This is a genomic window from Leifsonia sp. Root227, from assembly GCF_001428745.1.
Lineage (GTDB): Bacteria > Actinomycetota > Actinomycetes > Actinomycetales > Microbacteriaceae > Leifsonia.
Window position 1 is genome coordinate 790565 of the sequence record NZ_LMIO01000004.1, and the last position, 24943, is coordinate 815507.

The window sequence follows — 24943 nt, forward strand, 5'->3', positions numbered from 1 at the left end:
CGGCCAGGTATTCGTCGGTCCCGCTCGTTACGATCGAGGGATGAGCTGGAACGCGGAACACCCCTGGGAGCCCGACGAGCGAGACGCGCCCCCGGCCGACGATGAGCCGCCGTTCCCGGAATACCCGAGCGACCAGGAGGAGCTGTTCCCTCCGGACGACGCGTACCGGGGCGGGGCTGTCGACTTCGGCGACGCCGGCGCTGTTCCGGGTTCCGCCACGCCGGCATCGCGCGGCGCGGCGACCGCAACGGCTGTACGGCGCGAACTCCGCGCATCCACGGCCAAGTTCGCGAGCCCGGCCGAGGCGCTGCACACGGTGTTCGGCTACGACTCGTTCCGCGGGGAGCAGGCCGAGATCATCGACCAGCTCGTCTCAGGCGGAGACGCCGTGGTGCTCATGCCGACGGGTGGAGGCAAGAGCCTCTGCTACCAGATCCCGTCGCTCGTGCGCGAGGGCACCGGTGTGGTCATCTCTCCGCTCATCGCGCTCATGCAAGACCAGGTGGATGCGCTCACGGCGGTCGGCGTGCGCGCTGCGTTCCTCAACTCCACGCAAGACCAGGCAGAGCGCGCCAGGGTCGAGAACGCGTACCTGGCGGGCGAGCTCGACGTGCTCTACGTCGCGCCGGAGCGCCTGTCGTCCGAGGCGACCAAGCGGTTCCTGTCAGGGGGGAAGATCGCCCTCTTCGCCATCGACGAAGCGCACTGCGTGTCGCAGTGGGGCCACGACTTCCGGCCGGACTACCTCGCCCTGTCCGAGCTGGGGGAGCGCTGGCCGGACGTCCCGCGCATCGCCCTCACCGCCACGGCGACGGAGGCGACGCACCGCGAGATCACCGAGCGGCTCGGGATGCAGAAGGCCGCGCAGTTCGTCGCAGACTTCGACAGGCCGAACATCCAGTACCGCATCGTTCCCAAGGTGGAGGTGCGCAAGCAGCTTCTCGACTTCATCACCACGGAGCACCCGAACGACGCAGGCATCGTCTACGGACTGTCGCGCAACACGGTCGAGCGCACGGCGGAGTTCCTGAGCGCCCGCGGCCTCAACGCCCTGCCGTATCACGCCGGGTTGGATGCGCGGCTGCGCGCCCAGACGCAGGCCCGCTTCCTCCGCGAGGAGGGCGTGATCGTGGTCGCCACCATCGCGTTCGGCATGGGCATCGACAAGCCGGATGTGCGGTTCGTCGCCCACATCGACCTCCCCAAGTCGGTCGAGGGCTACTACCAGGAGACCGGCCGTGCCGGCCGAGACGGCCTCCCGTCCACGGCCTGGCTCGCCTACGGCCTGCAAGACGTGGTGCAGCAACGCCGCATGATCGACGACTCGCCTGGCGACCTCGCCCATCGCCGCCGCATGACGCAGCACCTGGATGCGATGCTCGCTCTCTGCGAGACGGTCCAGTGCCGCCGCGTCAACCTCCTCAACTACTTCGGTCAGCGCGCGGAGCCGTGCGGCAACTGCGACACCTGCCTCACGCCGCCGGAGAGCTGGGACGGCACGGTCCCCGCGCAGAAGCTGCTCTCGACGGTGGTGCGACTGAAGCGTGAGCGCAACCAGCAGTTCGGCGCAGGTCACCTCGTCGACATCCTGCGCGGCAAGCGCACCCCCCGCGTCGACCAGTACGGTCACGACGCCCTCGCCACGTGGAGCATCGGCGCCGACCTGAGCGAGAGCCAGTGGCGCGGTGTCATCCGCCAGCTCATCGCGCAGGAACTGCTCAAGCCGGAGGGCGAGTACGGCGTCCTCGCGATCACGCCGGAGAGCGCAGCGGTGCTGGCAGGCGACCGTCCCGTCGTGCTCCGCCGCGAGCCGGATCGCCCTGAGCGTCCCGCCCGCGCCTCCCGCTCCGCGGCAGCGGTCGCCGACCTCGAACCGGCAGACCACCCGCTGTTCGAGGCGCTCCGCGCCTGGCGTGCAGAGGCCGCGCGGTCGCAGGGCGTGCCCGCATACATCGTCTTCGGAGACGCCACCCTGCGAGCGGTCGCCGCGGCCAAGCCGGCCACCCTCGGCGACCTGGACGGCATCACCGGCATCGGCGCCAAGAAGCGCGAGGCATACGGCGAGGCCTTGCTCGAAGTGGTGGCGTCGGCGTAGCCGCCCCATCCCCCGCCCGCCCCTAACGCAGGAAGTCCCGCGCCGCATCCGCTGCGTTCTCCGTCGGAACGGAGGCGGCAACGGCGTGGCGCGGGACTTCTCCTGCTGAGTGCTACTTCTGGCTGGGCCCTACTTCTGGCTGGCCGGGCGGCGCATCCTGAGCAGCAGCATTGCTGCGCCCACGATGGCGGCCGCGAGGGCGGCGAGGAGCGGGACCGTCACCGACGAGCCCGTCGCGGCGAGCCCGGCCGGCGTGTTGTCCGCCGGGGTCGTGCCTGCCGGCGTGGTGCCGGGCGGGGTCGTGCCGGGCGGTGTGGTGCCAGGGTCCGTGCCGCCCGGGGCGGCGGCTGCGGTCACCGTGATGGCGATCGAGCCGGTGACCCCCGAGGTCAGGCCCGTCGCCACGACGGTGTGCGTGCCGGCAGGCGTGCTGCTCGGGATGCTCACCGTCGCGCTGATCGTGCCGGCACCGGACGCGGTCAGCGTCGCCAGCTTCACCGGCGTGGAGTGCAGCCACACCTCGACGGTCTCGCCCGCCGTGAAGCCGGACGCGTCGACGCTCACCTGACCGCCGACGGCGACGGTCCCGGCCGAGAGGGTCACGGTCGCCGGGGTCGTGCCAGGCTCGCCGGGTCCGCCGGGCTCGCCGGGTCCACCGGGCTCGCCGGGTCCACCGGGCTCCGTCACGACCGTGCACTCGATCGTGCCGGTGCGCAGTGCGTGGCCGTCGTCGTTCGTGTCGTCCGACCAGATCACCGGCTTGTGGCCGTCGACGCACTCCGCCTGCGGGGCGATCGCGAAGCCCTCGTTGTTGAGGTTCGGCATCCCGGCCGGGCGCGCGAACGTCGCGTCGACCGTGAAGTCGCCGGCGTCCGCCCCCGTGGATGCGATGGTCAGCGTCTCGTGCTGACCGTTGCAGGTGTCGTCGCAGACCGCCCAGAGCTTCTGGGTCTCCTGGTCGAACTGGAGCTCCATCACGCCGGTCATGCCGCTGGAGATCGTCGCGACGCGCGTGTATCCGGTGCCGGACTGGTCGAGCGCGTACGCGTAGATGTCGCCGTTCGCCTCCAGCCCGGTGAAGAACAGGCCGTCGCCGTGGCCGGGGTACGACGCGGGGTCGTATGCTGCGCCTGTGTGCTGGTCGGCGAAGCCGTGGGCGGTGAGGTACGCATCCGGAATCCAGGTGACGGCCTCGAGGCCCAGGTTCGGACCGACGACGGGCAGGTCGGCGGTGAGGTTCCAGTCGGCGGTGGCGTTCAGACTGGTTCCCGCGGCGTTCGCGTCGAACCGGAGGATCGCCGGGCGGCTCACTCCGTTGTTGGAGTTGTTGCGCTCGGTGGAGACGAAGATGCCGCCGTCAGGGCCGGCGCCCGCGATGGTGACGCCCTCCGAGTCGGGGTCTCCCGTGCCGTCCGCGTAGTGCAGCGCCTTGCCCGCGCCCCAGCCGTTCGCGGTGTCCGGAGCCCAGACCGTGCCGTTCCAGAGCAGGCGGTAGAGCGTGCCTGGTCCGTTCTTCACGGCCCAGAGCACGCCGGGCGCGCTCGTGCCGGACGCCTGGTAGTAGAGGCCGCTCATGTTGCCGCCGAGCAGGTTGGCGTCGTCGGCCGTCGCGACGGTCGAGCCGCCAGGCCACGGGGTGAGCTGCACGTCGCCCGCGCAGGCGTTCGGAGCGTTCTTGGTCGAGGCGGCGGTGGTGGCGAAGTCGCCTGTTCCGTTCGGGCAGCGACCGTATGTGGTGGCCGCGTGGGCCGTCCACTCGTACGAGTCGATCAGCGTGGTGCCGTTCGGTGCGAACAGGCGGGCGGAGTCGGCGGCGCCGAGGCCGAACTCCGCATCCACGTCTGCCGTGTAGTACCCGCCGGCCGCGACGACGGTGCCTGCCGGGATGGGGAACGCGTCGCTGTCCTTGTTGTCGCGCAGGATGTAACCGGACAGGTCGACCGGCGCTGCGCCGTTGTTGATGAGTTCGATCCAGTCCGTCGCGTCGCCGTTCGACTCGACCTCGTTGATCGCGACGGGAACGCTGCAGTCGTTGGCGGCGCCCTTCGTCGACGACGTGGTCGTGGTGAACGCGCCCGTGCCGTCCGGGCAGCGGCCGTACGTCGTGGTGGCGTGCGCCGTCCAGCTGTACGTGTCGATCAGGGCGTGCGACGGGTCGTAGAGGCGGGCGGAGTCCGCTCCGCCCAGCCCGAAGCCGAGGGTGGACTCGTCAACAACGAAGAACCCGCCGGCCGCGATGGTCGAGCCGGAGGGAAGCGGGACGGCGGTGTGCGTGTCGTCGTTGTCGAGCAGCGACCAGCCGGCGAGGTCGACCGCCGTGCTGCCGGTGTTCATGAGCTCGATCCAGTCGCCGGGGGTTCCCCCGCTCGACTCGACCTCGTTGATGACGACGGACGACGGCGCAGGGACCGCCGACGCCGGGGCCGCTCCTGCGACCAGGGAAGCTGTGGCGAACGCTGCGGCCACCAGGGCCGCCACCGTTCCTCGCCAATGAGTGCGCAAGCGTGTTCTCCTTCTGCGACGACGGGGGAGCGCGCGCATCGCAGGCTGCCGATCCGGTGGATGCGGTGCGCCGACCGGGTAGATGCGGCGCTGACGACGCGGCGACCCGGCAAAGATGCGAACACTCGCAGCTTCGTGACGCAACGGGAACGCGCGGTGAACGGCGCGCGAACGGCGGATGACGCGCATCCATCGAGTCGCGCTGGGTGCGGGTGCGGGTGCGGCGCATGTCGCGTCAGTGGATGGTCTCTCCGCGGGCGAGCTGGTCGACGAACGCAGCGATGCGGCGGGCGCGCGTGTCCGCCCGCTTGGCCGTGGTGGTGCGGAAGATGATCGCGAACCGGTTCTGCCCGCTCAGCGTCTCGAAGAACGCCGCCGCCGCAGGATTGGCGGCGATGGCCGCGGCGAGGTCGTCCGGCACCGTCTTGTCCGACTGGCGCTGGTATGCCGCCTCCCACCTGCCGTCCGCCTTCGCGCGTTCGATCTCGCGCATCCCTGCGTCGGTCATCGCCCCCGACTCGATCAGCGCTGCGACCAGCTCGCGGTTGCGCTGCGACCAGATGCTGCGTGCCCCGCGGGGCGTGAACAGCTGCAGGAAGTGTGTCTCATCCAGGCTGTTGCGCCGCCCGTCGATCCAGCCGAAACAGAGCGCTCCGTCGACCGCCTCCGCGTAGGTCGGGCTGGAATGGCCCGAGTTCTTCTTCGCGATGGCGAGCCGGACGCCGACCTCGGTGTCGTGGTGCTGCTCCAGCCACGCGCGCCAGGCCGCCGCGTCGGGGAGGTACAGGATGCTGTGTTCGGCCATACCTCGATCTTGCCCCGAAAAGTACGGGGTGGATGTAACGAAAACGACGGTGTACCGTCACGGTTCTGCGGGACGATCAGGGAATCTTTTTCCCCCGTCTCGCGTTATCGAAATATGGACATTTGCGACGATCTCGAAGGAGGACGCGATGGCACGAATGATCGAAGAGCTCGAAGATGAGACCGGCGCCGTAATCAAGTACAAGAGGCACGCCAACGGGCGGGGCCTAGTCGCACCGACTGCGCGTGTGGCGGAGTCCGCGTTCATCGACGCGACCGCATACGTGGAGAAGGACGCCCGTGTCGGACTCGACGCATACGTCGGAGCGGGAAGCTGGATCGACACAGGCGCGACGGTCGGGGACCGCACGTTCGTGGGCGCCAACGTCCACATCGGAGCCGGCTCCGTGATCGGCAGCGGCGTGCGCATCGGCAGCAACGCCAAGCTCGGCCGAGCGGTGATGGTGGGCAACGGCGCGCGCATCGAGCGCGACGCGCAGGTGGAGCAGGGTGCGGTGATCGAACTGCGCGGCTCCGCGGCGGCCCGCGCTGCACTCAGCGCCCCCGTGCGCCCTGCCGCGCAGCACGCCAGGCGCGACGCGTCGCGTCGCGCTGCCTGACGTCCCACGCCGGAAACGTAACGCCCTGAGCCGGTTTCGGCTCAGGGCGTTCGTGCATCCAACGCACGCGCGGCGAGCGACGAGATGCCAGCATCTGTCGCGCATCCCGGGCGTTTCGCGACAGTTACTGGCATCTCGTCAGCTGGTCAGTTTTCGACACTGCCGCGGGATGCGGGCAGCTCGCCCGGGGCGGAGGCCGCGGTGGGGGTGGTCCCGTCCTCCTCGGCGATGGGATGCGCATCCACGTGGCCGACCGCATCCACGTGGCCGACCGCATCCACGTGGCCGACCGTATCCACCTGGCCGCCCGAATGTACGGGGTGCGTGCTCGCCTCCTTCAGCGTGCGGGTGCGCGTGCTTGCCGCCAGCACGAGGACCCCGGCGACGGCCGCGCCGACCGCGAACGCCGTGGTCGTTCCCGCGTGGTCGACCAGCAGACCGGCCACCGCAGCGCCGACCGCGACGCCGAAGTTGACGGCGGTGTTCGTCCAGGTGGTCGCCTCCGTGCGGACGTGTTCTGCGGTGAGTGCGTCGGCCAGCAGGTACGCCGTGATGACGGTGGGGGCGAGGAACAGGCCGAGCCCGAACAGGACGACCCCCAGCGTGATCTGCTCCGGCGCGAGCGCGGCGATGGCGCTCACCGCCACGAACGCGATGCTCAGCACCACCAGCCGGATCGCGAGCGCTGGTTTCCAGGTGCGGTGGCCGTAGACGAGTCCGCCGACGGCGCTTCCCGCGGCGAGCAGGGCGAGCAGGATGCCGGACACCGCCGCCATCGACCGCTCGGCCGCGAACGCAGGGACCGCGGTCTCGACGGTGCCGATCACCAGGCCGACACCGGTCAGCGCGACCAGCACCGTCGGGAACCCGCGCTGCCGCAGCGGACGTTCGTGGGCGTGCGCCGTGGTGGTCGCCGGGCCTTTCGCGCGTACGTGCCTGTGCAGGCAGAACAGCACGGTCCCCGCCAACGCGACGCCGGCGGTGGTGAACAGCGCCGCCACCGGGCTCGCGACGAGCACGATCAGGCCGACCAGCAGGGGGCCGGTGGTGAACAGCAGCTCCTCTGCGACTGCATCCAGGCTGTATGCGCGGGGGAGGATGCGCGCGTCCGGTGCGATCGCGGCCCACATCACGCGCATGGTCGAGCCGAGCGGGGGCGCGAACACGCCGGCGACGGCGGCGAGGCCGATCAGCAGCCACGCCGGGGCGCCCGCGAGGCAGCCGATCGCGGTGGAGACAAGGGATGCGGCGAACAGCACGCCCATGACCAGCAGCGAGCGTGTCGGCCCGAACCGGTCGACGGCGCGCGCACGGGCGGGCGAAGCGATCACGTTGGTGACGCCGAACGCACCCGTCGCCGCGCCGGCGGCAGCGAACGTGCCCGTCGCCGCCTGCACGCTGAGCAGCAGCGAGAGCGAGACGGTCGCGAACGCGAGTCGCCCGATCAGCGCGGAGCCGAACAGCGCGGCCGCGCCGGGGATGCGCAGGACGTCGGCGTACGACTCGCGCTTCACGATGCCGCTCCGGATGCAGCGGATGCGCCGGATGTTCCGGACGCGCCGGATACGCCGGAACCACTCGCCGCGCTGGCCCCTGCCACCAGCTCGAACAGCGCCAGCGTCGCGGCGACCCTGTGGGTGCCGGGCGTTCCCGCCGGTTGCGCGGCGTCGGCGAGCAAGATGCCCGCCTGCCGCACCAGCCCCTCCACCTCGTGGAATGCCGCTTCGTCGATGAAGAACTCGGCGTCCGTGAACGTCAATCGCGTGCCAGGCGCCTGCAGTGCCGCTCTCCTGGCCAGCTCAGAGCTCATCGCGACGAACAGCTCGGGCGCCCCGGACATCCCGAGTCTTTCGCCGCTGGCCGGATCGTGCCGGTAGCGCTTCGCCTTGCCGCCCCGGATGGCCACCTCCTCGACCACATCCACCAGTCCTGCCTCGTGCAGGCGGCGCAGGTGGTAGCTCACGTTCGCCTGGCTTTCACCGAGCTCGCGGGCCGCCTCAGCAGCGCTCAGTGCCGAGCCGCCGAGCAGCGAGAGCAACTGCAACCGCAGGGGATGCGCGAGCACGCGCAGGTCGCGCAGGTCCAGCGGTTCGCGCTCGCGCGTCGGTGTGGTCTGTTCCGTCACGGTCCCAGTGTGGCGGGAGCCGGTGGAACTGTCAAACGTTCCTTTGGGAGTCGAAGTGCACACCGAGACGGGCCAGGCAGTCCTCCCAGCCTTCGACGTGGTCGGCGGCCGCCTCGGCCGTGCCGAAGCCGTCGTGCACGACGGTGAGGACCGTGCCGGGGACTGAAACCCGCTCCGCCCCGGGTGCCGACTCCGTTGCCGCCTCCGCGAATCCCACCGTCACCCGCGTCTCGTCGTCCTCGCCGTCCCACCGCCAGGTGAGCACGATCCGCGACGGCTCGTCCGCCTCCACCACCACGCCGGATGCGCCCATCGCGGTCGGCGCGGACCGGATGCTCCACGCGCTCCCCGCCGTCGCATCCACGGTCGCGACGGTCTGGAATCTCGGCGGCCAGAACCACGACGCCAGCTCCTCCTGCGAGACGAACGCCCGCCAGACCCGCTCCCGATCCGCCCCGAGCGTCCGCGTCACCCGTGCCGTGTGCTCGCCCATGCCATCCGCCTTCGCTCGCCGTGCCTGTCGTACTTGTGGACAGGGGCACACTCACCACCCCCGCGATTGGAGCATTCCGCAAACCGTCCGGCGTGCATCCGGGAATGGTTTGTAGGCCGCGCACCGCTGACTTCGCGAACCCGGATGTGCGTCGTAGCGTGACGATATCCCGCACGAGAGCGAAGAGGAACCCTGATGGTCGATACCGCCGAGCGCACGCCTCCGACGAAGAAAACCCCGTCCGCCTCCCTGGCGGAGACCCGATCGACGACCACCCCGCCCGGTGACGCGCGGGCGCGCATCGACGTGGAGGCGCTCGGGCGCCAACTGCTCGGGGACTGGGCGGAGATCCGGCTCAAGTCGCGTGAGCTGTCGAGCCGTCCGGAGATGCAGAAGGTCGAGGGGCTCAGCCTCGACGATCAGCGCGCCCGCACCTTCGAGCAGTTGAAGCTGCTCGTGGAGAACGGCCAGGTGCACCGCGCGTTCCCGAAGAGCGTCGGAGGCGAGGAGGACAACGGCGGCAATATCGCCGGCTTCGAGGAGCTGGTCGCCGCCGATCCGTCGCTCCAGATCAAGTCGGGGGTGCAGTGGGGGCTGTTCGGCGCCGCCGTGCTGCAGCTCGGCACCGCCCCGCACCACGAGAAGTACCTGCCGGGCATCATGTCCCTCGACGTGCCGGGCGCGTTCGCGATGACGGAGACAGGGCACGGCTCTGACGTCGCGAGCGTCGCCACCACGGCCACCTACGACGAGGAGACGCAGGAGTTCGTCATCGACACCCCGTTCCGCGGGGCGTGGAAGGACTACCTCGGCAACGCGGCGAAGGACGGCATCGCCGCTGTCGTGTTCGCCCAGCTCATCACCAAGGGCGTCAACCACGGCGTTCACGCGTTCTACGTTCCGATCCGGGATGCGGACGGGGCGTTCCTGCCCGGCGTCGGCGGAGAGGACGACGGTCTCAAGGGCGGCTTGAACGGCATCGACAACGGCCGGCTGCACTTCACCGGCGTGCGCGTGCCGCGCACCGATCTGCTGAACAAGTACGGTGACGTCGCAGAGGACGGCACGTACTCGTCGTCGATCAGCAGCCCGGGCCGCCGCTTCTTCACCATGCTCGGCACGCTCGTGCAGGGTCGCGTCTCCCTCGACGGCTCGGCCGTGAACGCCGCCAAGATCGCTCTCAAGATCGCGATCACCTACGGCAACGAGCGCCGCCAGTTCACCGCCGGCAGCGACACGGACGAGGAGGTCATCCTCGACTACCAGCGCCACCAGCGCCGCCTGCTCCCCCTGCTGGCGACCACGTACGCCGCCGGGTTCGCGCACGAGGTGTTCCTGCACAAGTTCGACGACGTGTTCAGCGGACGAGCAGACTCCGACACCGACCGCCAGGACCTCGAGACCATCGCGGCGGCGCTCAAGCCGCTGTCCACCTGGCACGCGCTCGACACCCTGCAGGAGGCGCGAGAGGCCTGCGGAGGCTCCGGCTTCCTCACGGAGAACCGGCTCACCTCGCTGCGTCAGGACCTCGACATCTACGTCACGTTCGAGGGCGACAACAACGTGCTGCTGCAGCTCGTCGCCAAGCGTCTCCTCACCGACTTCTCGCGCAAGTTCGCCAAGGCGGACGCCGGGGCGCTCGCCCGCTACGTCGTCACCCAGGCAGCGGGCAAGGCGTATCACGGCTCCGGGCTCCGCTCCGTCGCCCAGACCGTGAAGGACTTCGGTTCGACCGGCCGCTCCGTCAACTGGCTACAGGAGCCGAGCACGCAGCGCGAACTGCTCACCGACAGGGTGGAGTCGATGATCAGCGAGGTCGCCGGCAAGCTGCGGCCGGCATCCAAGCTGGGCAAGAAGGCCGCTGCCGACCTGTTCAACTCGCAGCAGAACGAGCTCATCGAGGCCGCCCGTGCCCACGCGGAGCTGCTGCAGTGGGAGGCATTCACCGACGCCCTCGACAAGGCGCCGGACGCAGGCACCCGTCAGGTGCTCACCTGGCTGCGCGACCTGTTCGGCTTCGGACTGATCGAGAAGCACCTGGCCTGGTACCTCATCCACGGTCGCCTGTCGCCGCAGCGCGCGCAGGCCGTGACGGCGTACATCGACCGGCTGCTCACGCGCATCCGGCCGCACGCTGTCGACCTGGTGGATGCGTTCGGCTACGGCCCAGAGCTGGTCCGCGCCAAGATCGCGACCGGTGCAGAGGCCGCCCGCCAGGCGGAGGCCCGCGACTACTACGCCGCCCAGCGCGCCTCCGGCACCGCCCCCACCCCCGAAAAGTCCCTCAAGTCCCCCAAGCGCTGACCCCCGCCCCCAAGCAATCGAGCCGGGACTTATGCACGCGACACGCCGTGGTCGGGTGTGCACAAGTCCCGGCTCGATTGCTTGGGGCGGGGCCGGGCGGGGAGGCTAGAGGAGGCCGAGAGAGCGGACGGCGTCGCGCTCGGCGCGGAGCTCGGCGACGGAGGCGTCGATGCGGTCGCGGGAGAACGCGTCGATGTCGAGACCGTCGACGATCCGCCAGGCGCCGTCGACCGAGCGCACGGGGAACGACGAGATCAGCCCGGCGTCCACGCCGTACGACCCGTCCGACACGACACCGGCCGACGTCCAGCGCGACCCTGTGCCGTCTACCCAGTCGCGCACGTGGTCGATCGCGGCGCTCGCCGCCGACGCAGCGCTCGACGATCCGCGCACCTCGATGATCTCGGCGCCGCGCTTGGCGACCCTGGGGATGAACTCGTTCGCCAGCCACTCCTCGTCCACCAGCTCGGTCGCCGGCCGGCCGTTCACGGTGGCGTGACTGAGGTCGGGGTACTGGCTGGCCGAGTGGTTCCCCCACACGATCACGCCGTCGATCGCGGACACGGGCACGCCCAGCTTCACCGCGAGCTGTGCGACGGCGCGGTTGTGGTCGAGCCTCGTCATCGCCGTGAACCGGTCGGCCGGCACGTCGGGAGCATGGGAGCTCGCGATCAGCGCGTTCGTGTTGGCCGGGTTGCCCACCACAAGCACGCGCACATCGGATGCTGCGCCCGCGTTGATCGCCGCGCCCTGCGGCCCGAAGATGGCGCCGTTCGCCTGCAGCAGGTCCGCGCGCTCCATGCCGGGGCCGCGCGGCCGAGCCCCGACGAGCAGCGCGATGTTGACGCCGTCGAAGGCGGCGGTGGCGTCCTCGGTGACGGTCAGGTCGTGCACCAGCGGGAACGCGCCGTCCTGGAGTTCGAGGGCCGTCCCCTCCGCAGCGGCCCTGCCCTGCGGGATCTCGAGCAGCCGCAGCCGCACGGGGACGTCCGGCCCGAGCAGCTGCCCTGATGCGATGCGGAACAGGAGCGCGTAGCCGATCTGCCCTCCCGCCCCGGTGACGGTGACGGTGACGGGCGTGCGTGCGGTGCTGCCTGCCGTGGTCTCTGTTGTGCTGTCGGCGCTCATGCCGCCAGCCTATGACGGGGCGCGGAGCCGTACTACCGTGTCGGGCATGACCTTCAACCCGAACGCCGACATCAGCGTAGGCAAGGCCAAGCGACGTGGCCGCACGGCCGGGATCGCCGCGGGCGGCGTCGGCCTGGGGGCCATCGTCGTCCTGCTCGTCTCGCAACTCTTCGGGGTGGACCTCAGCGCGTTCGTCGACGGCGGTGCCCCGCAGAGCCAGACCCAGCAGATCGGGACAGGAGCCGAGCTCACCGACTGCCTGACGGGCGCGGACGCGAACGCGAACATCGACTGCAGGATGAAGGGGGCAGCCGCATCCATCGAGGCGTACTGGGCGACCGAGATGCCCGCCCTCGGCGGCACGTACTCGTCGCCGCAGTTCGTCCTGTTCACCGGCCAGACCAGCACCGGGTGCGGCACGGCGTCGAGCGCGACCGGCCCGTTCTACTGCCCGCCGGACGAGACCATCTACGTCGACACGGCGTTCTACGACGAGCTGCGCAGCCGCTTCGGGTCGAGCGGAGGGCCGCTGGCCGAGATGTACGTGGTCGCGCACGAGTGGGGTCACCACATCCAGAACATCGGCGGGATCATGGATGCGCACCCCAGCAGGGCCACCGGCGCCGCCTCCGACAGCGTGCGGCTGGAGCTGCAGGCCGACTGCTTCGCCGGCTCCTGGGCGGCTGCCGCGTCCAGCACGAAGGACGAGAACGGCGTGCCGTTCCTGCAGCCGATCACCCAGCCGCAGATCACGGATGCGCTCAGCGCGGCCTCGGCGGTCGGCGACGACCGCATCCAGCAGGCATCCACCGGCGGCATCCGCCCAGACACCTGGACCCACGGCTCCTCCGAGCAGCGGCAGCGCTGGTTCCTCACCGGGTTCCAGAACGGCGCGGGGGCGTGCGACACGTTCTCGGTGCGTGCGGGGTCGCTGTAGCAACTGTGCCCGCACCGCACCCGCCGGGTAGCCTCGGGCGTATGCGCACTTTCTATCCCGAAATCGAGCCGTACGACTCCGGCATGCTCGACGTCGGAGACGGCCAGCAGCTCTACTGGGAGACCAGCGGCAATCCGGAGGGCAAACCGGTCGTGTTCCTGCACGGCGGCCCAGGCGGAGGAACGAGCCCGAACCAGCGGCGCGCGTTCGACCCGGAGAAGTACCGCATCGTGCTGTTCGATCAGCGCGGCTGCGGCAGGTCGCTGCCGCACGCCAGCGAGCCGGAGGCCGATCTCAGCACGAACACCACCTGGCATCTCGTCGCCGACATCGAGAAGCTGCGCGAGCACCTCGGCGTGGAGAAGTGGATGGTGTTCGGCGGTTCCTGGGGGAGCGCGCTCGCCCTCGCGTACGCGCAGACGCACACCGAGCGGGTGACGGAGCTGGTGCTGCGCGGAATCTTCACGCTGCGGCCGGAAGAGCTCGACTGGTTCTACGAGGGAGGCGCTGCCGCGTTGTTCCCCGACCTGTGGGAGGGCTTCGTCGAGCCGGTGCCCGTCGCGGAGCGGGGGAGGCTCATCCGGGCGTACAGCAGGCTGCTCAACGACCCGGACCCTGCCGTGCACGTCCCCGCCGGTGTCGCGTGGTCGCGCTGGGAGTCGTCGACGATCACCCTGTTGCCCCGGCCGGAGGTGGTGGCGAGCTTCACCGAGCAGCAGTACGCGGTGGCGTTCGCGCGCATCGAGAACCACTACTTCATGAACGGCGGCTGGTTCGAAGAGGAGCAGCTGATCCGGGATGCGCCGAAACTCGCCGGCATCCCCGCCGTGATCGTGCAGGGCAGGTACGACGCGTGCACTCCGGCGATGACCGCCTGGGACCTGCATCGCGCCTGGCCCGAAGCGGAGTTCCGGCTGATCCCCGACGCCGGCCACGCTTTCGACGAGCCAGGCATCCTGGATGCGCTCATCGAGGCCACCGACCGGTTCGCGGAGTGAGCGCCATGCAGACCGTTCTTCGCAACGTGCGGCCGTGGGGAGGCTCCCCGGCCGATCTGCGTATCGCCGACGGCGTGATCGTCGCGATCGAGCCGCACGATCCGTCCGCCGAAGCGGTGTCAGGCGACCCGGGCACCCGGTTCATCGAGGGCGACGGGCTGCTCGCCCTCCCCGGCCTGGTGAACGCGCACGCGCACCTCGACAAGAGCTGGTGGGGCAAGCCGTGGGTGTCGTACGGCGGAGAGGCCACCACCCAGGGCCGCATCGAGCACGAGCGTGCGCACCGAGGCGAGCTGGGCATCCCGAGCGGTGACAGCACCCTGGCGCTGTTGCGCGCGCTGGTGGCGCAGGGGACCACGGCGTTCCGCTCGCACGTGGACGTGGACCTCGGGGTGGGGCTCGACGGCATCCACGTGGTGCGGGATGCTGTGGCGGCGCTCGGAGTGCCCGTCGCGCTGGAGATCGTGGCGTTCCCGCAGGACGGCGTGCTGCGGCGGCCGGGCGTGCTCGACCTGCTCGACCGCGCGGCGGCGGAGGGCGCAGAGCACATCGGCGGGCTCGACCCTGCGTCGATCGACCGCGATCCCGTCGGTCAGCTCGACGCGCTGTTCGACATCGCAGACCGGCGCGGCGTCGGCATCGACATCCACCTGCACGACGGTGGGGAGCTCGGCGCGTTCCAGTACGAGCTCATCATCGAGCGCACGCGTGCCACCGGCCTCGCCGGGCGGGTGAACGTGGCGCACGGCTTCGCCATCGGGGAGCTGCCGGAGGCGCGGCGCCGCGCGCTCATCGACGGGATGAGCGAGACCGGCGTCTCGATCACGACCGTCGCGCCGATCAACGCGCCGCGGCTGCCGCTCGCCGAACTGCGCGCTGCCGGGGTGCCCGTCGGGCTCGGAACAGACGGCATCCGCGACCTGTGGGGCCCGTACGGCGACGGCGACCTGCTGCGCCTGGCTGCGCGCCTCGCCCAGCTCTCCGGCTTCCGGCGCGACGACGACCTGGTGGATGCGGTGCGCGTCGCCACGAGCGCCGCCGCCTCCTTCGTCGGCCGCGCCTCCCACGACCTCACCGTCGGCTCCGTCGCCGACGTCGTCCTCCTCGACGCCGAGAACGTCCCAGAGGCGCTCGTCGCCGCTCCGCCCCGCGCCCTCGTCCTCGTCGCCGGCCACGAGTTCCCCGCCTGACCCCCCCCACATACTCGAGCCGGGACTTGTGTACGCGACACGCCGGGCGTGGGCGTACAGAAGTCCCGGCTCGATTGCTGGGGGAGGGAGGGGTCAGCCGGCGAGGGCGGCGAGGGCTCGGCGGAGGGTCGTGGATGAGGTGGTCATCGTGTACGGGAAGTAGACGACCTCGACGCCGACCGCGGCGAACTCGCGCTCGAGCCGCAGCCCCTTCTCGGTGCCGCGCCAGTCGTCGCCCTTGAAGAACACGTCGAACTGCAGCTCGCGCCAGGTGTCCAGCTTGTCGGGGACCGTCTCCGCCACGGCCTCGTCGACGAAGCCGATGTTGCGCACGATCTCCAGGCGCTCTGCGAGCGGGATGACAGGGTCGATGCCCTTCACCTGCCGCAGCATCTCGTCCGAGACGACGCCGGCGATCAGGTAGTCGCACTGGCTCTTGGCGTGTTTCAGGATGTTGAGGTGTCCGATGTGGAACAGATCGAACGCCCCTGCTGCATAGCCGACGCGTCGGGTCACGGGCTGCACCTTTCGGGGTTGAGATATCCTCACCTATTCTGTCGAATAAGTGAGAATTTGTCACCCCTTTGGCGAGAACTGCGAGAACTGCGAGAACTCCGAGAACTCCGAGAACTCCGAGAACTCCGAGAACTCCGAGAACTCCGAGAACTCCGTCGGCTCTGGCGCGCGCCGCCGCGCCGTCTACGGCTTCGTCGCGAGCAGTACCGCGGCGATCCGCGCCGTGAGCGGCTCGATCTGCCCGAGCGAAGCCACGTACGCCGACCGTCCGCGCCCATACGGATCGAGGATGTCTCCCTCCACGTACCCGCGCCTCGTCGCCGCTCCGCGGTTCGCGACAGCGGCGCTCGGGCGGTGCGATGCCGCCCAGGCCGTCAGCTCGCGCGCGGTCAGCGCAGCGGGCTCTGGGTGCGCGGCCACCGCATCCGCGAACTCGGTCAGCGTGAACGCCCTCCTCACCACCCCCGGCGCCGTGCCGACTGCCCACTCGCGGTGCTCGCGGGTGGCCGTGAGGACGAGATCGGAGCCGGAGAGCATCCGGTGGTCGGCCTGGCGCGACACGAACTGGTCGCTCTCGATGCCGCGCTCTGCCAGCAGCTCGTCCATCGGCGAGGAGATCCCCCATCCCGTCATCGCGTGCGTGCCTGCCGAGCTCACGGAGAACCGCGCGTCGCCGGAGAGGGCGTGCGCTAGCAGCAGGTCGGCGGCGGGGGAGCGGCAGATGTTTCCCGTGCAGAGCGTCAGGATGCGGAAAGTTGCGTGAGGCACTCCGCCATTCTCCCGGACGACGCTGATGGATGCGCTTACTCGCGGAACCGGTCGCGCTGAGCCTGGCAATCCTCTGAGAGGGGGTCGCTGATCGAGCCCGCTTTGAGAGCGCTTTCAACCTGTGTTTTGCTCAAGATCACGGGTGTTGGCCAATCTGTGTGGCGCGCCATTATGCGGAAAGTGGCACCCGAATGGGGGGTGGCTGTCGGAGAAAAGCCCAAGCAGACGCGCGGTACGCTTGTCGATTTATGTTTCGCGACCGGGTAGTCGGTCTGCTAGCGTGCTCACAGCATTTCAGTAGTCGTTGGTCTCACCTACTGTTCCACCCCCGCAACGACGAAAGTTTGGACAGACGTATTTATGGTTCGTCAGCCCGCACATAGAAACGAAACCCCCAAGAAGAACCACAAACTCGGATTCGGCATTGCCGCAGGCGCCACCGTGGTGGCTGTCGCGGCCTTAGGTCTGCCCGCTCTCGCGGCGACCGCTGCCCCGATCACCTATCAAGTCGGTCAGCGAATCGTGACCGACTCCCTCGACCGCACACAGCCGAACGGCTGGGGCGCAGCCCAGGTCGGCGGCACCTATTCGCTCAGCAGCAGCAAATCCTTCTCCGCGGACGGGAAGACGGGCGTCATGGCGCTCCCCCGTCCTGGAGCGTCGCTCACCGCATCCCTTCCGGCGGTCAGCGCATCAGACCTGACGGCGTCGACGACCATCGACGTTCCGCGCATCCCGACCAGCGGCAACGGCGTCTTCGCCGGCCTGCAGCTCCGGGTCGCGACCGGGTCGTACTACCAGGCGAACGTTCGTGTCGGAGCAGGGGGCAACCTCACGCTCACCATCGTGCGCGTCAACGGCTCGACCGCCAACCAGACCACCGTCGCACCGGAGATCCGCGTCGCCACCGGTCTCAAGGCGGGCGCAAGCGTCCAGCTCGAGTTCCAGGCGACCGGCAGCAACCCCGTCGCCCTGTCGGCACGCGCGTGGCAGAACGGTGCGGCGAAGCCGAACTGGCAGGCGACGGCGAACGACGCGAGCGCTCAGCGCATCCAGCGTTCAGGAGCCATCGCCGCGTGGTCGTACCTCTCTGCTTCGACCGCGACGCAGAACGTCGCGTTCGACAACCTGACAGCGAGCACGCTGGTGCCCGTCACAGCGACGACTCCGGCGCCGGCGCCCACGAAGCCGCCCGTCGCGACGCCCACCCCGGCGCCGACGACTCCTGCTCCGAAGCCCACCGCGCCGACGACTCCGGTCACCCCGACGCAGCCGACGACGCCGGCCCAGCCCGCTCCAGCGGCTGACCCGTCGATCGACACCACGGGGATGCGCGTCGCGGCAGGCGCCGCGGCCATCGGCACCACGCAGTACGCCGTGCCGGCGAACGCCATCGCCGTGTCGCCGTCCGGGTCCGACTCGGCGGCCGGATCGGTCGCCGCCCCGTTCCGCACTGTGCAGCACGCACTCGACGTCGCCCCCTCCGGCGCCACGATCGTCCTGCGCGGCGGCAGCTATCACGAGTCGCTCAACGTGCCTTCCGGCAAGGCCGTGACCATTCAGTCGTACCCGAAGGAGGCTGCGTGGCTCGACGGAAGCTCCGTGGTCGGCGGCTGGGCGAAGTCCGGCGCCACCTGGGTAGCCTCCGGCTGGAACCACGTGTTCGACTCGAGCCCGACGTACACGCGCGGTGCTCCTGACGGCACGTCGGCGGGCTGGCAGTGGCTGAACCCGGACTACCCGATGGCCGCGCATCCCGACCAGTTGTTCATCGGCGGGGTCGCGCAGACGCAGGTCTCGAGCCGCGCCGCTGTGAAGCCAGGCACGTTCTTCTACGACACGGCCGCCAAGCAGCTCGTGATGGGTTCTGACCCGACCGGCAAGGAGATCCGCGCAAGCGACCTGCAGAAGGCGATCTCGGTCGGAAGCGCCGGCTTCACCCTCAAGGGCGTCGGCGTGCGCCGCTACGCTCCGTCGGTCCCCGACATGGCTGCGGTCACCGACTACAAGGGCGGCGCCACGTTCGAGAACGTCTCGTTCCTCGACAACGCGACCACCGGCGTCTCGGTCGGCGGGTCGGGCAACACGCTGCGCCAGGTGACGGCGGCCCGCAACGGCCTCCTCGGCATCCACGCCAACAACTCGGACAACCTGAAGCTGTCCGGCGTGCTTGCGGCGAACGACAACAGCGAGCACTTCAACACCTCGCCGGTCAGCGGTGGCGTGAAGATCACCCGTTCGCGCGGCATCGACGTGCAGTCGAGCGCGTTTCTTAACAACGCCAGCCACGGCCTCTGGTTCGACGAGTCGGTGTACGGGATGACCGTCGCGAACAACGACTCGCTGAACAACGCGGGCAACGGCATCGTGATCGAGATCTCGTCCACGGCGAACATCGTCAACAACGTGGTCTCCGGCAACGCGAAGTCCGGCATCAAGCTGAACGACGTGAGCTCGGTGCAGGTCTGGAACAACACGATCGCGAACAACGTGCGCAACCTCGACATCACCCAGGATGCACGCCGCGGGGCGAACGCGTCCGATGCCGGCCACGACCAGCGCCAGGCCTTCCCCGACCCGACGATGACCTGGATCACGGGCCCCATCCAGATCAGCAACAACGTGATCTCGGGCGGAACGGGCAACTGTCTGCTGTGCGTCGAGGACTATTCGCACCAGTTCTCGGCGGCGCAGATGAAGATCACGTCGGACCACAACCTGTACCGCCGTCCATCGGCCAACGCGCCGTCCTGGGCAGTGATCTGGTCGCGCGGCGCGGGTGACCCCTCCATCTACCCGACCTTCTCCGCCTTCACGGCGGCGACCGGCCAGGATGCGCACAGTGTCCTCCAGGAGGGCGCGGCAGCCGCTGCTCCCACCCAGTTGAGCGGCATCGCCTCCGCCCTGAGCAGCGTACCGACGGCCATCCCGTCGTCGCTCGCCTCGCTCACGGGCAAGGCAGCGGGCACCGTCCACCTCGGCGCCTGGTAGGGCCGGACAGCCACACGAGCGCGAGCGCCGGGACCGAAAGGTCTCGGCGCTCGCGCTCGTTTGCGTGGTCCGGCGCTACAGCGTCGCAGGTGCCGGGTCGGGGTCGGCGGCGAGCTCCGCGCGGCGGCGGCGGAGGTCGCGGGAGACGAACCAGAGGTTCGGGATGACCTGGCAGAGCAGCACGCTGACCGCCGAGCCGATGATCGGGCCGCCCGCGCCGATCACGCCGATCAGCCACCAGGAGAGCCCGAGGTTGAGGGGGATGCTGGCGAGGATCGGCCAGACCTGGAAGGTGAGGCCGCGCTGGTCGGTCATGTACATCCCGACCGGGTATTTCGCCGCCTGCAGCGCCACGAACACCACGAAGCCGCCGATCAGCCACGGGTCGAGGGTGAGGGCGTTGCCCGCGATGAACTTCGTCAGCCACGGTGACAGGATCGCCAGCGCCAGGCCGATCGCCAGGCCGCCGGCGAGGAACCAGATCGTCGGTTTCAGCGGGGACTCCACCCGGCGCTCCGAGCGGGCGCGCGCGTAGATCGGCCAGAGGGCTACGCCCGCCGCGGCGATCGTCTGCACCGCCAGGCCGAACAACTGGGATGCGAGGTTGTACTGGGCGAGCTCTGTGCCCGTGGTCAGGTGGCTGAGCAGCAGCCGGTCAGTCTGCATCGCGATGGGCAGCGCCACCATCTGCACGAGCATCGGCCAGGCCACCCCGATCGCGGGGACGCCGGGGTAGCGGCGGGGGAACGGCACCTCGCGCAGCGCGGCGCCCACCTGCGGCTTGATCATGCGGGCGGCCACGAGCAAGCAGATCAGCGAGGCGAGGCCGTTGGCGATGTACGACAGGATCGCGATGAAGCTGCCGGCGGGCGCCGACAGGGCGACCAGTGTGGCGATGCCGAGGAACATCGCAGGCGCGACGACCGCCTGGCTCGCCACCTGCGTGCTCGTCTTCCCGAGCCCGACCAGGATGCGCGACCCGACGCTCAGCGGGAGCACCAGCCCGAACGTGCCGAGGCAGAGCATCGCGGCCAGGCTTCCGCCGTCGGGGAGCAGCCCCTGGCCGAGCAGCAGCGGCCACCAACCGAGCAGAGAGATCACGATGCCGATGCCGATGATCGTCGCGCCGGACAGCAGCAGGATGCGGAACGCCGTCGTCAGCGTGCGCCGAACCACCGGGTCGCTGCGCGGCTCGGACGAGCCGGCGACGGCGTTGATGGCCACCGCGGCGATGCCGAGGTCGGCGAACGGCAGCAGGGCGGGCAGCGCCGCCAGCAGGCCGTACTGCGCGTACGCGTCCGTGCCGAAGTTCTGGATGATGAGCCGGCTGTTGACGATGCCGATGATGCCGGAGACGCCCATGACGAGCACCTTCATGACGGCCGTCGACCCGACCGATCTGAGCATCCCGCCGCGCGCCGCCCGTGCGTGACTCATGAGGCGGCCACCGGATGCGCGGCGTCGTCGAAGAGGAGCCGTCCTGCGGCGATCCGCCCGTCGACGGCGGGCAGCGTCGCGAGGATGTCGGCGAGGGAACGCTCGTCGTCGACGGCGGAGACGATCGCGCCGGCAATGCGGGCGGGACTCGCGTCCGACGGCAGCACCCTGTGGCGCTTCTCGCGCAGCCAGTCGGCGATGCCGGTCTCGTCCGTCGTGACGATCTCGCAGCCGTGCGCGAGCGCCTCGACGATCGGGAGGCCGACCTGCTCGCGCCAGCCCGGCATCCTGCGCGAGGGGAGCACGAGCGCGTGGGCGGTGCGGAGGTGGTCGTGGATCGCGGAGCGCGGCGGGTCGACGACGAGGGTGATCGTCGGGTCCTCCGCTGCTGCTGCCCGCGCGTCGTCGAGCTGGCTGCCGGTGCCCAGGAGCGTGAGCCGTGCATCCGGCCGGCTCTCCCGCACGAGCGGCCAGGCGGCGAGCACGTCGCTGAAGCCTTTGCGCGGGCCGAAGTTGCCGAGGAACACGACGCTGTTCCGGTCGCGGGCAGAGCCGGGAGCATCCGTGGTGCACGGGCACGGGCTCGGCAGCGCCTCGACGGTGGAGTGCCGCGGCGGCTGGTTGCGGAAGGACTGCGCGTACAGGCCGTGCGCACCCGCCGTGCCGAAGACCGCGTTGTCGACTCTGCGCCAGACATACTCGGCCAGGAGGCGTTCGATGCGGCGGCGGATGCGCGTCTTGAATCGCGTCGGCGTCGTCTCGAACGGGCCGAGGTTCTCGATAGCGTACGTCGCGACGGTCACGCGAGGGGCGCCGACGACGCGGCGCAGGCCGATGGCGAAGAGGGTGACCGCGGTGCGCGGGAGCGCATCCAGGTAGAGAGGTTCGTTGATCTCGAGGTGGGTGATCCTGCTGGTGAGTGCGAGGCGGGCGGCGGCGAGCGTGCCCGCCTGGGCGAGTTCCAGGCCGTCGGTCAGGTTCTCGTCGAAGTCGTATCGTTTGCTTCGGAAGACGATCGCGGCGGGTTCGAGCTCGCGCGCACGCTCCAGGTGCACGCTGCGCACTTGGTCGTAGAGCCGCACGCGGGGGTGCTGCAGGCTGGTTGCGGTGGCCATCTCGTCGAACGTCCTTCAGCCCGCGAGGGTCGGTTCGCTGGCTCTGTCCATCGAGCTTAGGGCGAAAATCAAGCAATAACGAGTATTTCTCATCAAATGCCCCCGGTTGTGGGGGCCAGGTCGCCGCGGGCCTATCCTGGGTGGCACCATGACAGCCGCAGAGCGCATCGTCGTGCAGCAGTCGTTCCCCGACCCGCGGCCGACCACGAACCCGTACATCATCATGCTGCGCGACAGCCTGCTCTCCACCCCCGGCGTCGAGCTGCGCACCTTCTCCTGGAGGAGGGCGCTGCTCGGCCGCCACGACGTCTTCCACGCACACTGGCCCGAGATCCTCGTGGCCGGGCAGAGCAGACTCAAAGCACTCGTCCGCCAGGGGCTCTTCGTGCTGCTGATGTGGAAGCTCACGCTCACCAGGACGCCGATCGTCCGCACCGCCCACAACCTCCAGCTTCCGACGGGCATCTCCCGCCGCGAGCGCGCCCTGCTGCGCTGGTTCGATCGCAGGACGACCCTGCGCATCCGGCTGAACCCCACCACGGAGTTCGCGCCGGGCGTCGAATACGCCACGATCCTGCACGGCCACTACCGGGACTGGTTCGCATCGTACCCGAAGCGCGCCCCGCAGCAGGGCAGGATCGGCTACTTCGGCCTCATCCGCCGCTATAAGGGGGTCGAAGAGCTGCTGGACGTGTTCCGCTCCGTCCCCGGAGACGATCTCCGCCTCGACGTCGCGGGCAAGCCGTCCACCGGCGAGCTCGCCGCTTCCCTCCTCCAGCGCGCCGAGCGCGACCAGCGCGTCGCCGTGACGCTCGCCTTCCTCGACGACGCCGAGATCGTCGACCTCGTCACAGGGTCGTCGCTGATCGCCCTCCCGTATCGCGAGATGCACAACTCGGGAGGCGCGCTCACCGCGCTCTCGCTCGACCGGCCCATCCTGGTTCCGGACAACGCAACGACCGAGGCGCTCGCCGACGAGGTGGGGCACGCCTGGGTCCACAGGTACTCCGGCGACCTGACCCCGGATGCGCTGGCCGCGGCGGTCGAGAGCGTCACGGCGTCGGCGCCGACCGGCCGACCGGACCTGAGCGACCGCGACTGGGCGAAGGCGGGGGAGCAGCACGCGGAGGCGTATCGCCTCGCCATCGCGCTCGCCGGAGGTACGGCGGCGCGAAGGCGCGCGCGACAGCACCACGCGCGCGCTGGCGGCTAGCGCGTGAAGCGCGCCTCGCGCACCGGCTTCCCGCTCGCGGCGACCTCGCCGAGCGAACGCAGGCGCAGTCCCTTGTCCGCGTAGCCGGAGATCACCGCATCCACCAGGCCGCCCTTGTCGAGCACCGGCGCCGGGCCGTCGTCGACGCCGTCGACCGCGTCGGCGAACCCGTCGTGCCCGAGGATGATCGCGCCGCGTTCGCCCTGCAGAGCGAGCCGCAGCCGCTCCTCGGTGGGCGCAGTGCGCCAGTCGGCGAGCGTCGGCCCCCACAGCACGGGTGTCATCCCTGCCGCCCTGGTCGCGCGCCAGACGCGCAGGTTCTGGACGCCGTACGGTGGCCGGAACCAGTGGATGGGGACACCGGCCGCGTCTTCGAGCTCTGCGCGGCCGTCGCGCATCCGGGAGCCGAGGCTGTCGGGCGGGAGGTCGGTGAGGCGTCGGTGATCCTGACCGTGCAGCGCTATCTCGTGGCCGGCTGCCACGACCTCCGCCAGCAGCGTCGGGTTGCGGCGCACCCGGCTGAGCAGCACGAAGAACGTCGCGGTCGCACCGGCGTCGCCGAGCGCTGCGAGGATCTTCTGGGTGTCGCCATCGGCGGGCCCGTCGTCGAAGGTCAGCGCGACGAGCGGAGCATCCGTGCGCACCCGCATCACCGAGCCGAGCGGGGAGCCGGCGCGCCGCGCCGCCGTGACAGCTCTGTTGCGCAGCCGTCGCAGCGCGGTCACGCTGCCGTCTCCGTCCGTGCGTACTCCTGGTAGACGCCGCCGAACGCCGCCCAGATCATCCCGAGCCCGCGGTACGCGGCGCGCGAGCCGCGCGCCTGGTGGCGCAGCGAGCCGGTGACGAGCCCGAATGCGACCCGGAGCACGCCGCCGGCCACGCGCGCGGCGCCGCCGCCGATCGCCCAGGCGCGGGCCTCGAGCGTCCCGAGCGTTCCGTCGGACAGCCGGAGGCGCACCACGGCCGCGGAGTTGCCGTGGCTCCACGCGCGGCGAAGCACCCACCGCCTGTTCTGCCTGGCGGGAGGCACGAGGTCGGTGATCACGGACTCGTCGCACCACACCATCCGGAAGCCGGTGCGATGCAGCTGCCTGCTGAACAGGGTGTCCTCGCCGCCGCTCAGTCCGAGGTCGAGGGCGAAGCGCACGCCGCTCGCCCGCACCTGGTCGAGGTCGAGCAGCAGATTTCCCGCGGCGGCGACGTCGATGAGCGTCCCGGTCGGCAGCGACCGCCGCGTGAAGAAGTCCCCGGCCTTCAGCCACGGGTCCAGCGGCCGCTCGAACGCGGCCACCACCCGCCCGGACACGGCAGAGGCGCCCGACGCCTCCCACACCCGGACCAGGTGCTCCAGCCATCCGGGATGCGGTCGCTCGTCGTCGTCGATGAATGCCAGCAACCGCGAGCCGGCAGCCTCGTCGATGGCCCTGTTGCGCACGGCGGCGATACCGGGGCGCGGCTCGACGACGTACCGCACGCCGTCCACCTGCGCGGCCGCATCCCGCCCGCTGCCGTCCGGATCGTTGTCGACCGCGAGGACCTCGACGGTGTAGTCGCTGTCTGCCTCGTCCGCGAGGGCGCGGCCCTGTGCGACGAGCGCGGGCAGCAGCTCGCGCAGATCGTCTGGGCGATGGTAGGTGGGCACCGCGATCGTCAGGTTCGGCACATGCACAACCTACCCACCAGGGGCGGCTGCTGCGCAACTCGGCG

At 70.4% G+C, this 24943-nt stretch carries 20 protein-coding genes; 8 read left to right on the forward strand and 12 right to left on the reverse strand.

Translation table 11 applies throughout. The features are described from left to right. Positions 1 to 40: 40 nt before the first annotated feature. A complete protein-coding gene (gene recQ, locus ASE16_RS18560; RefSeq protein ID WP_055898618.1) occupies positions 41 to 2095 on the forward strand; it encodes a DNA helicase RecQ in 2055 nt (684 codons plus the stop codon). Positions 2096 to 2224: 129 nt separating this feature from the next. On the opposite strand, the gene ASE16_RS19905 is transcribed toward recQ, so the two are convergent. Next, a complete protein-coding gene (locus ASE16_RS19905) occupies positions 2225 to 4597 on the reverse strand; it encodes a lamin tail domain-containing protein (RefSeq protein ID WP_162255992.1) in 2373 nt (790 codons plus the stop codon). A 235-nt stretch (positions 4598 to 4832) separates the two neighbouring features. Further along, positions 4833 to 5402, reverse strand: coding sequence for a YdeI/OmpD-associated family protein (locus ASE16_RS18570; protein WP_055898621.1), 570 nt, complete (start codon positions 5400 to 5402; stop codon positions 4833 to 4835). 148 nt (positions 5403 to 5550) lie between these two features. Here ASE16_RS18570 and ASE16_RS20200 point away from each other — a divergent pair, with 148 nt between their 5' ends. Then, a complete protein-coding gene (locus ASE16_RS20200) occupies positions 5551 to 6021 on the forward strand; it encodes a DapH/DapD/GlmU-related protein (protein ID WP_235500638.1) in 471 nt (156 codons plus the stop codon). Between the two features lie 146 nt (positions 6022 to 6167). On the opposite strand, the gene ASE16_RS20205 is transcribed toward ASE16_RS20200, so the two are convergent. The 3 genes from ASE16_RS20205 to ASE16_RS18590 are packed head-to-tail and all read right to left on the reverse strand — an operon-like array spanning position 6168 to position 8639. Then, positions 6168 to 7535, reverse strand: coding sequence for an MFS transporter (locus ASE16_RS20205; protein ID WP_055898624.1), 1368 nt, complete (start codon positions 7533 to 7535; stop codon positions 6168 to 6170). After that, positions 7532 to 8146, reverse strand: a complete 615-nt coding sequence (locus tag ASE16_RS18585; RefSeq protein WP_235500640.1) for an ArsR/SmtB family transcription factor — start codon at positions 8144 to 8146, stop codon at positions 7532 to 7534. Before ASE16_RS18585 ends, ASE16_RS20205 begins: the two co-directional genes overlap by 4 nt. A gap of 31 nt (positions 8147 to 8177) precedes the next feature. Next, positions 8178 to 8639, reverse strand: a complete 462-nt coding sequence (locus ASE16_RS18590) for an SRPBCC family protein (protein ID WP_055898626.1) — start codon at positions 8637 to 8639, stop codon at positions 8178 to 8180. Positions 8640 to 8834: 195 nt separating this feature from the next. Between ASE16_RS18590 and ASE16_RS18595 the strand changes: the two genes are divergently transcribed. After that, positions 8835 to 10943 carry an acyl-CoA dehydrogenase gene (locus ASE16_RS18595; RefSeq protein ID WP_055898628.1) on the forward strand — a complete coding sequence of 703 codons (2109 nt, stop codon included), beginning with the start codon at positions 8835 to 8837 and terminating at the stop codon, positions 10941 to 10943. 105 nt (positions 10944 to 11048) lie between these two features. Here the strand turns inward: ASE16_RS18595 and ASE16_RS18600 are convergent, their stop codons facing one another. Continuing rightward, entirely contained in the window at positions 11049 to 12071 is a 1023-nt protein-coding gene (locus ASE16_RS18600) for a malate dehydrogenase (RefSeq protein ID WP_055898630.1), read from the reverse strand. 46 nt (positions 12072 to 12117) lie between these two features. Here ASE16_RS18600 and ASE16_RS18605 point away from each other — a divergent pair, with 46 nt between their 5' ends. From ASE16_RS18605 to ASE16_RS18615, 3 genes are read left to right on the forward strand one after another with little or no spacing between them, the layout of a single operon-like run. Beyond that, on the forward strand, positions 12118 to 13008 hold the full coding sequence (locus ASE16_RS18605; RefSeq protein ID WP_055898632.1) for a neutral zinc metallopeptidase: 891 nt from the start codon (positions 12118 to 12120) through the stop codon (positions 13006 to 13008). Positions 13009 to 13049: 41 nt separating this feature from the next. Then, the gene (gene pip, locus ASE16_RS18610) at positions 13050 to 14006 is read left to right on the forward strand and encodes a prolyl aminopeptidase (RefSeq protein WP_055898637.1); all 957 of its coding nucleotides are present in this window, start codon (positions 13050 to 13052) and stop codon (positions 14004 to 14006) included. A gap of 5 nt (positions 14007 to 14011) precedes the next feature. After that, a complete protein-coding gene (locus ASE16_RS18615) occupies positions 14012 to 15196 on the forward strand; it encodes an amidohydrolase (RefSeq protein ID WP_055899076.1) in 1185 nt (394 codons plus the stop codon). 93 nt (positions 15197 to 15289) lie between these two features. Here ASE16_RS18615 and ASE16_RS18620 read toward each other — a convergent pair whose 3' ends face one another. Together ASE16_RS18620 and ASE16_RS18625 are read right to left on the reverse strand one after the other, a co-directional pair. Further along, entirely contained in the window at positions 15290 to 15712 is a 423-nt protein-coding gene (locus ASE16_RS18620; RefSeq protein ID WP_055899079.1) for an adenylyltransferase/cytidyltransferase family protein, read from the reverse strand. Positions 15713 to 15895: 183 nt separating this feature from the next. Beyond that, the gene (locus tag ASE16_RS18625) at positions 15896 to 16480 is read right to left on the reverse strand and encodes a hypothetical protein (RefSeq protein ID WP_055898640.1); all 585 of its coding nucleotides are present in this window, start codon (positions 16478 to 16480) and stop codon (positions 15896 to 15898) included. 522 nt (positions 16481 to 17002) lie between these two features. Here ASE16_RS18625 and ASE16_RS18630 point away from each other — a divergent pair. After that, positions 17003 to 19471, forward strand: coding sequence for a right-handed parallel beta-helix repeat-containing protein (locus tag ASE16_RS18630; protein WP_235500641.1), 2469 nt, complete (start codon positions 17003 to 17005; stop codon positions 19469 to 19471). Between the two features lie 75 nt (positions 19472 to 19546). On the opposite strand, the gene ASE16_RS18635 is transcribed toward ASE16_RS18630, so the two are convergent. Beyond that, positions 19547 to 20908 (reverse strand): oligosaccharide flippase family protein, encoded by a 1362-nt coding sequence (locus ASE16_RS18635; RefSeq protein ID WP_055898646.1) that lies wholly within the window; start codon positions 20906 to 20908, stop codon positions 19547 to 19549. After that, on the reverse strand, positions 20905 to 22023 hold the full coding sequence (locus ASE16_RS18640; protein WP_235500643.1) for a glycosyltransferase family 4 protein: 1119 nt from the start codon (positions 22021 to 22023) through the stop codon (positions 20905 to 20907). The genes ASE16_RS18635 and ASE16_RS18640 overlap by 4 nt, the downstream gene beginning before the upstream one ends. A 148-nt stretch (positions 22024 to 22171) precedes the next feature. Here ASE16_RS18640 and ASE16_RS18645 point away from each other — a divergent pair, with 148 nt between their 5' ends. Then, positions 22172 to 23236, forward strand: a complete 1065-nt coding sequence (locus tag ASE16_RS18645; RefSeq protein ID WP_055898649.1) for a glycosyl transferase — start codon at positions 22172 to 22174, stop codon at positions 23234 to 23236. On the opposite strand, the gene ASE16_RS18650 is transcribed toward ASE16_RS18645, so the two are convergent. Both ASE16_RS18650 and ASE16_RS18655 read right to left on the reverse strand, forming a co-directional pair. Next, positions 23233 to 23961 carry a polysaccharide deacetylase family protein gene (locus ASE16_RS18650; RefSeq protein WP_235500644.1) on the reverse strand — a complete coding sequence of 243 codons (729 nt, stop codon included), beginning with the start codon at positions 23959 to 23961 and terminating at the stop codon, positions 23233 to 23235. The two genes, ASE16_RS18645 and ASE16_RS18650, sit on opposite strands and share 4 nt — an antisense overlap. Next, the gene (locus ASE16_RS18655) at positions 23958 to 24899 is read right to left on the reverse strand and encodes a glycosyltransferase family 2 protein (RefSeq protein WP_235500646.1); all 942 of its coding nucleotides are present in this window, start codon (positions 24897 to 24899) and stop codon (positions 23958 to 23960) included. The genes ASE16_RS18650 and ASE16_RS18655 overlap by 4 nt, the downstream gene beginning before the upstream one ends. Positions 24900 to 24943 lie beyond the last annotated feature (44 nt).

Excerpts from the sequence above, each read along its gene's own strand:
- recQ (WP_055898618.1), top strand. The coding sequence starts at position 41 with ATGAGCTGGAACGCGGAACACCCCTGGGAGCCCGACGAGCGAGACGCG.
- ASE16_RS18570 (WP_055898621.1), bottom strand. The coding sequence starts at position 5,402 with ATGGCCGAACACAGCATCCTGTACCTCCCCGACGCGGCGGCCTGGCGC.
- ASE16_RS20200 (WP_235500638.1), top strand. The coding sequence starts at position 5,551 with ATGGCACGAATGATCGAAGAGCTCGAAGATGAGACCGGCGCCGTAATC.
- ASE16_RS18590 (WP_055898626.1), bottom strand. The coding sequence starts at position 8,639 with ATGGGCGAGCACACGGCACGGGTGACGCGGACGCTCGGGGCGGATCGG.
- ASE16_RS18595 (WP_055898628.1), top strand. The coding sequence starts at position 8,835 with ATGGTCGATACCGCCGAGCGCACGCCTCCGACGAAGAAAACCCCGTCC.
- ASE16_RS18600 (WP_055898630.1), bottom strand. The coding sequence starts at position 12,071 with ATGAGCGCCGACAGCACAACAGAGACCACGGCAGGCAGCACCGCACGC.
- ASE16_RS18605 (WP_055898632.1), top strand. The coding sequence starts at position 12,118 with ATGACCTTCAACCCGAACGCCGACATCAGCGTAGGCAAGGCCAAGCGA.
- pip (WP_055898637.1), top strand. The coding sequence starts at position 13,050 with ATGCGCACTTTCTATCCCGAAATCGAGCCGTACGACTCCGGCATGCTC.
- ASE16_RS18615 (WP_055899076.1), top strand. The coding sequence starts at position 14,012 with ATGCAGACCGTTCTTCGCAACGTGCGGCCGTGGGGAGGCTCCCCGGCC.
- ASE16_RS18635 (WP_055898646.1), bottom strand. The coding sequence starts at position 20,908 with ATGAGTCACGCACGGGCGGCGCGCGGCGGGATGCTCAGATCGGTCGGG.
- ASE16_RS18640 (WP_235500643.1), bottom strand. The coding sequence starts at position 22,023 with ATGGCCACCGCAACCAGCCTGCAGCACCCCCGCGTGCGGCTCTACGAC.
- ASE16_RS18645 (WP_055898649.1), top strand. The coding sequence starts at position 22,172 with ATGACAGCCGCAGAGCGCATCGTCGTGCAGCAGTCGTTCCCCGACCCG.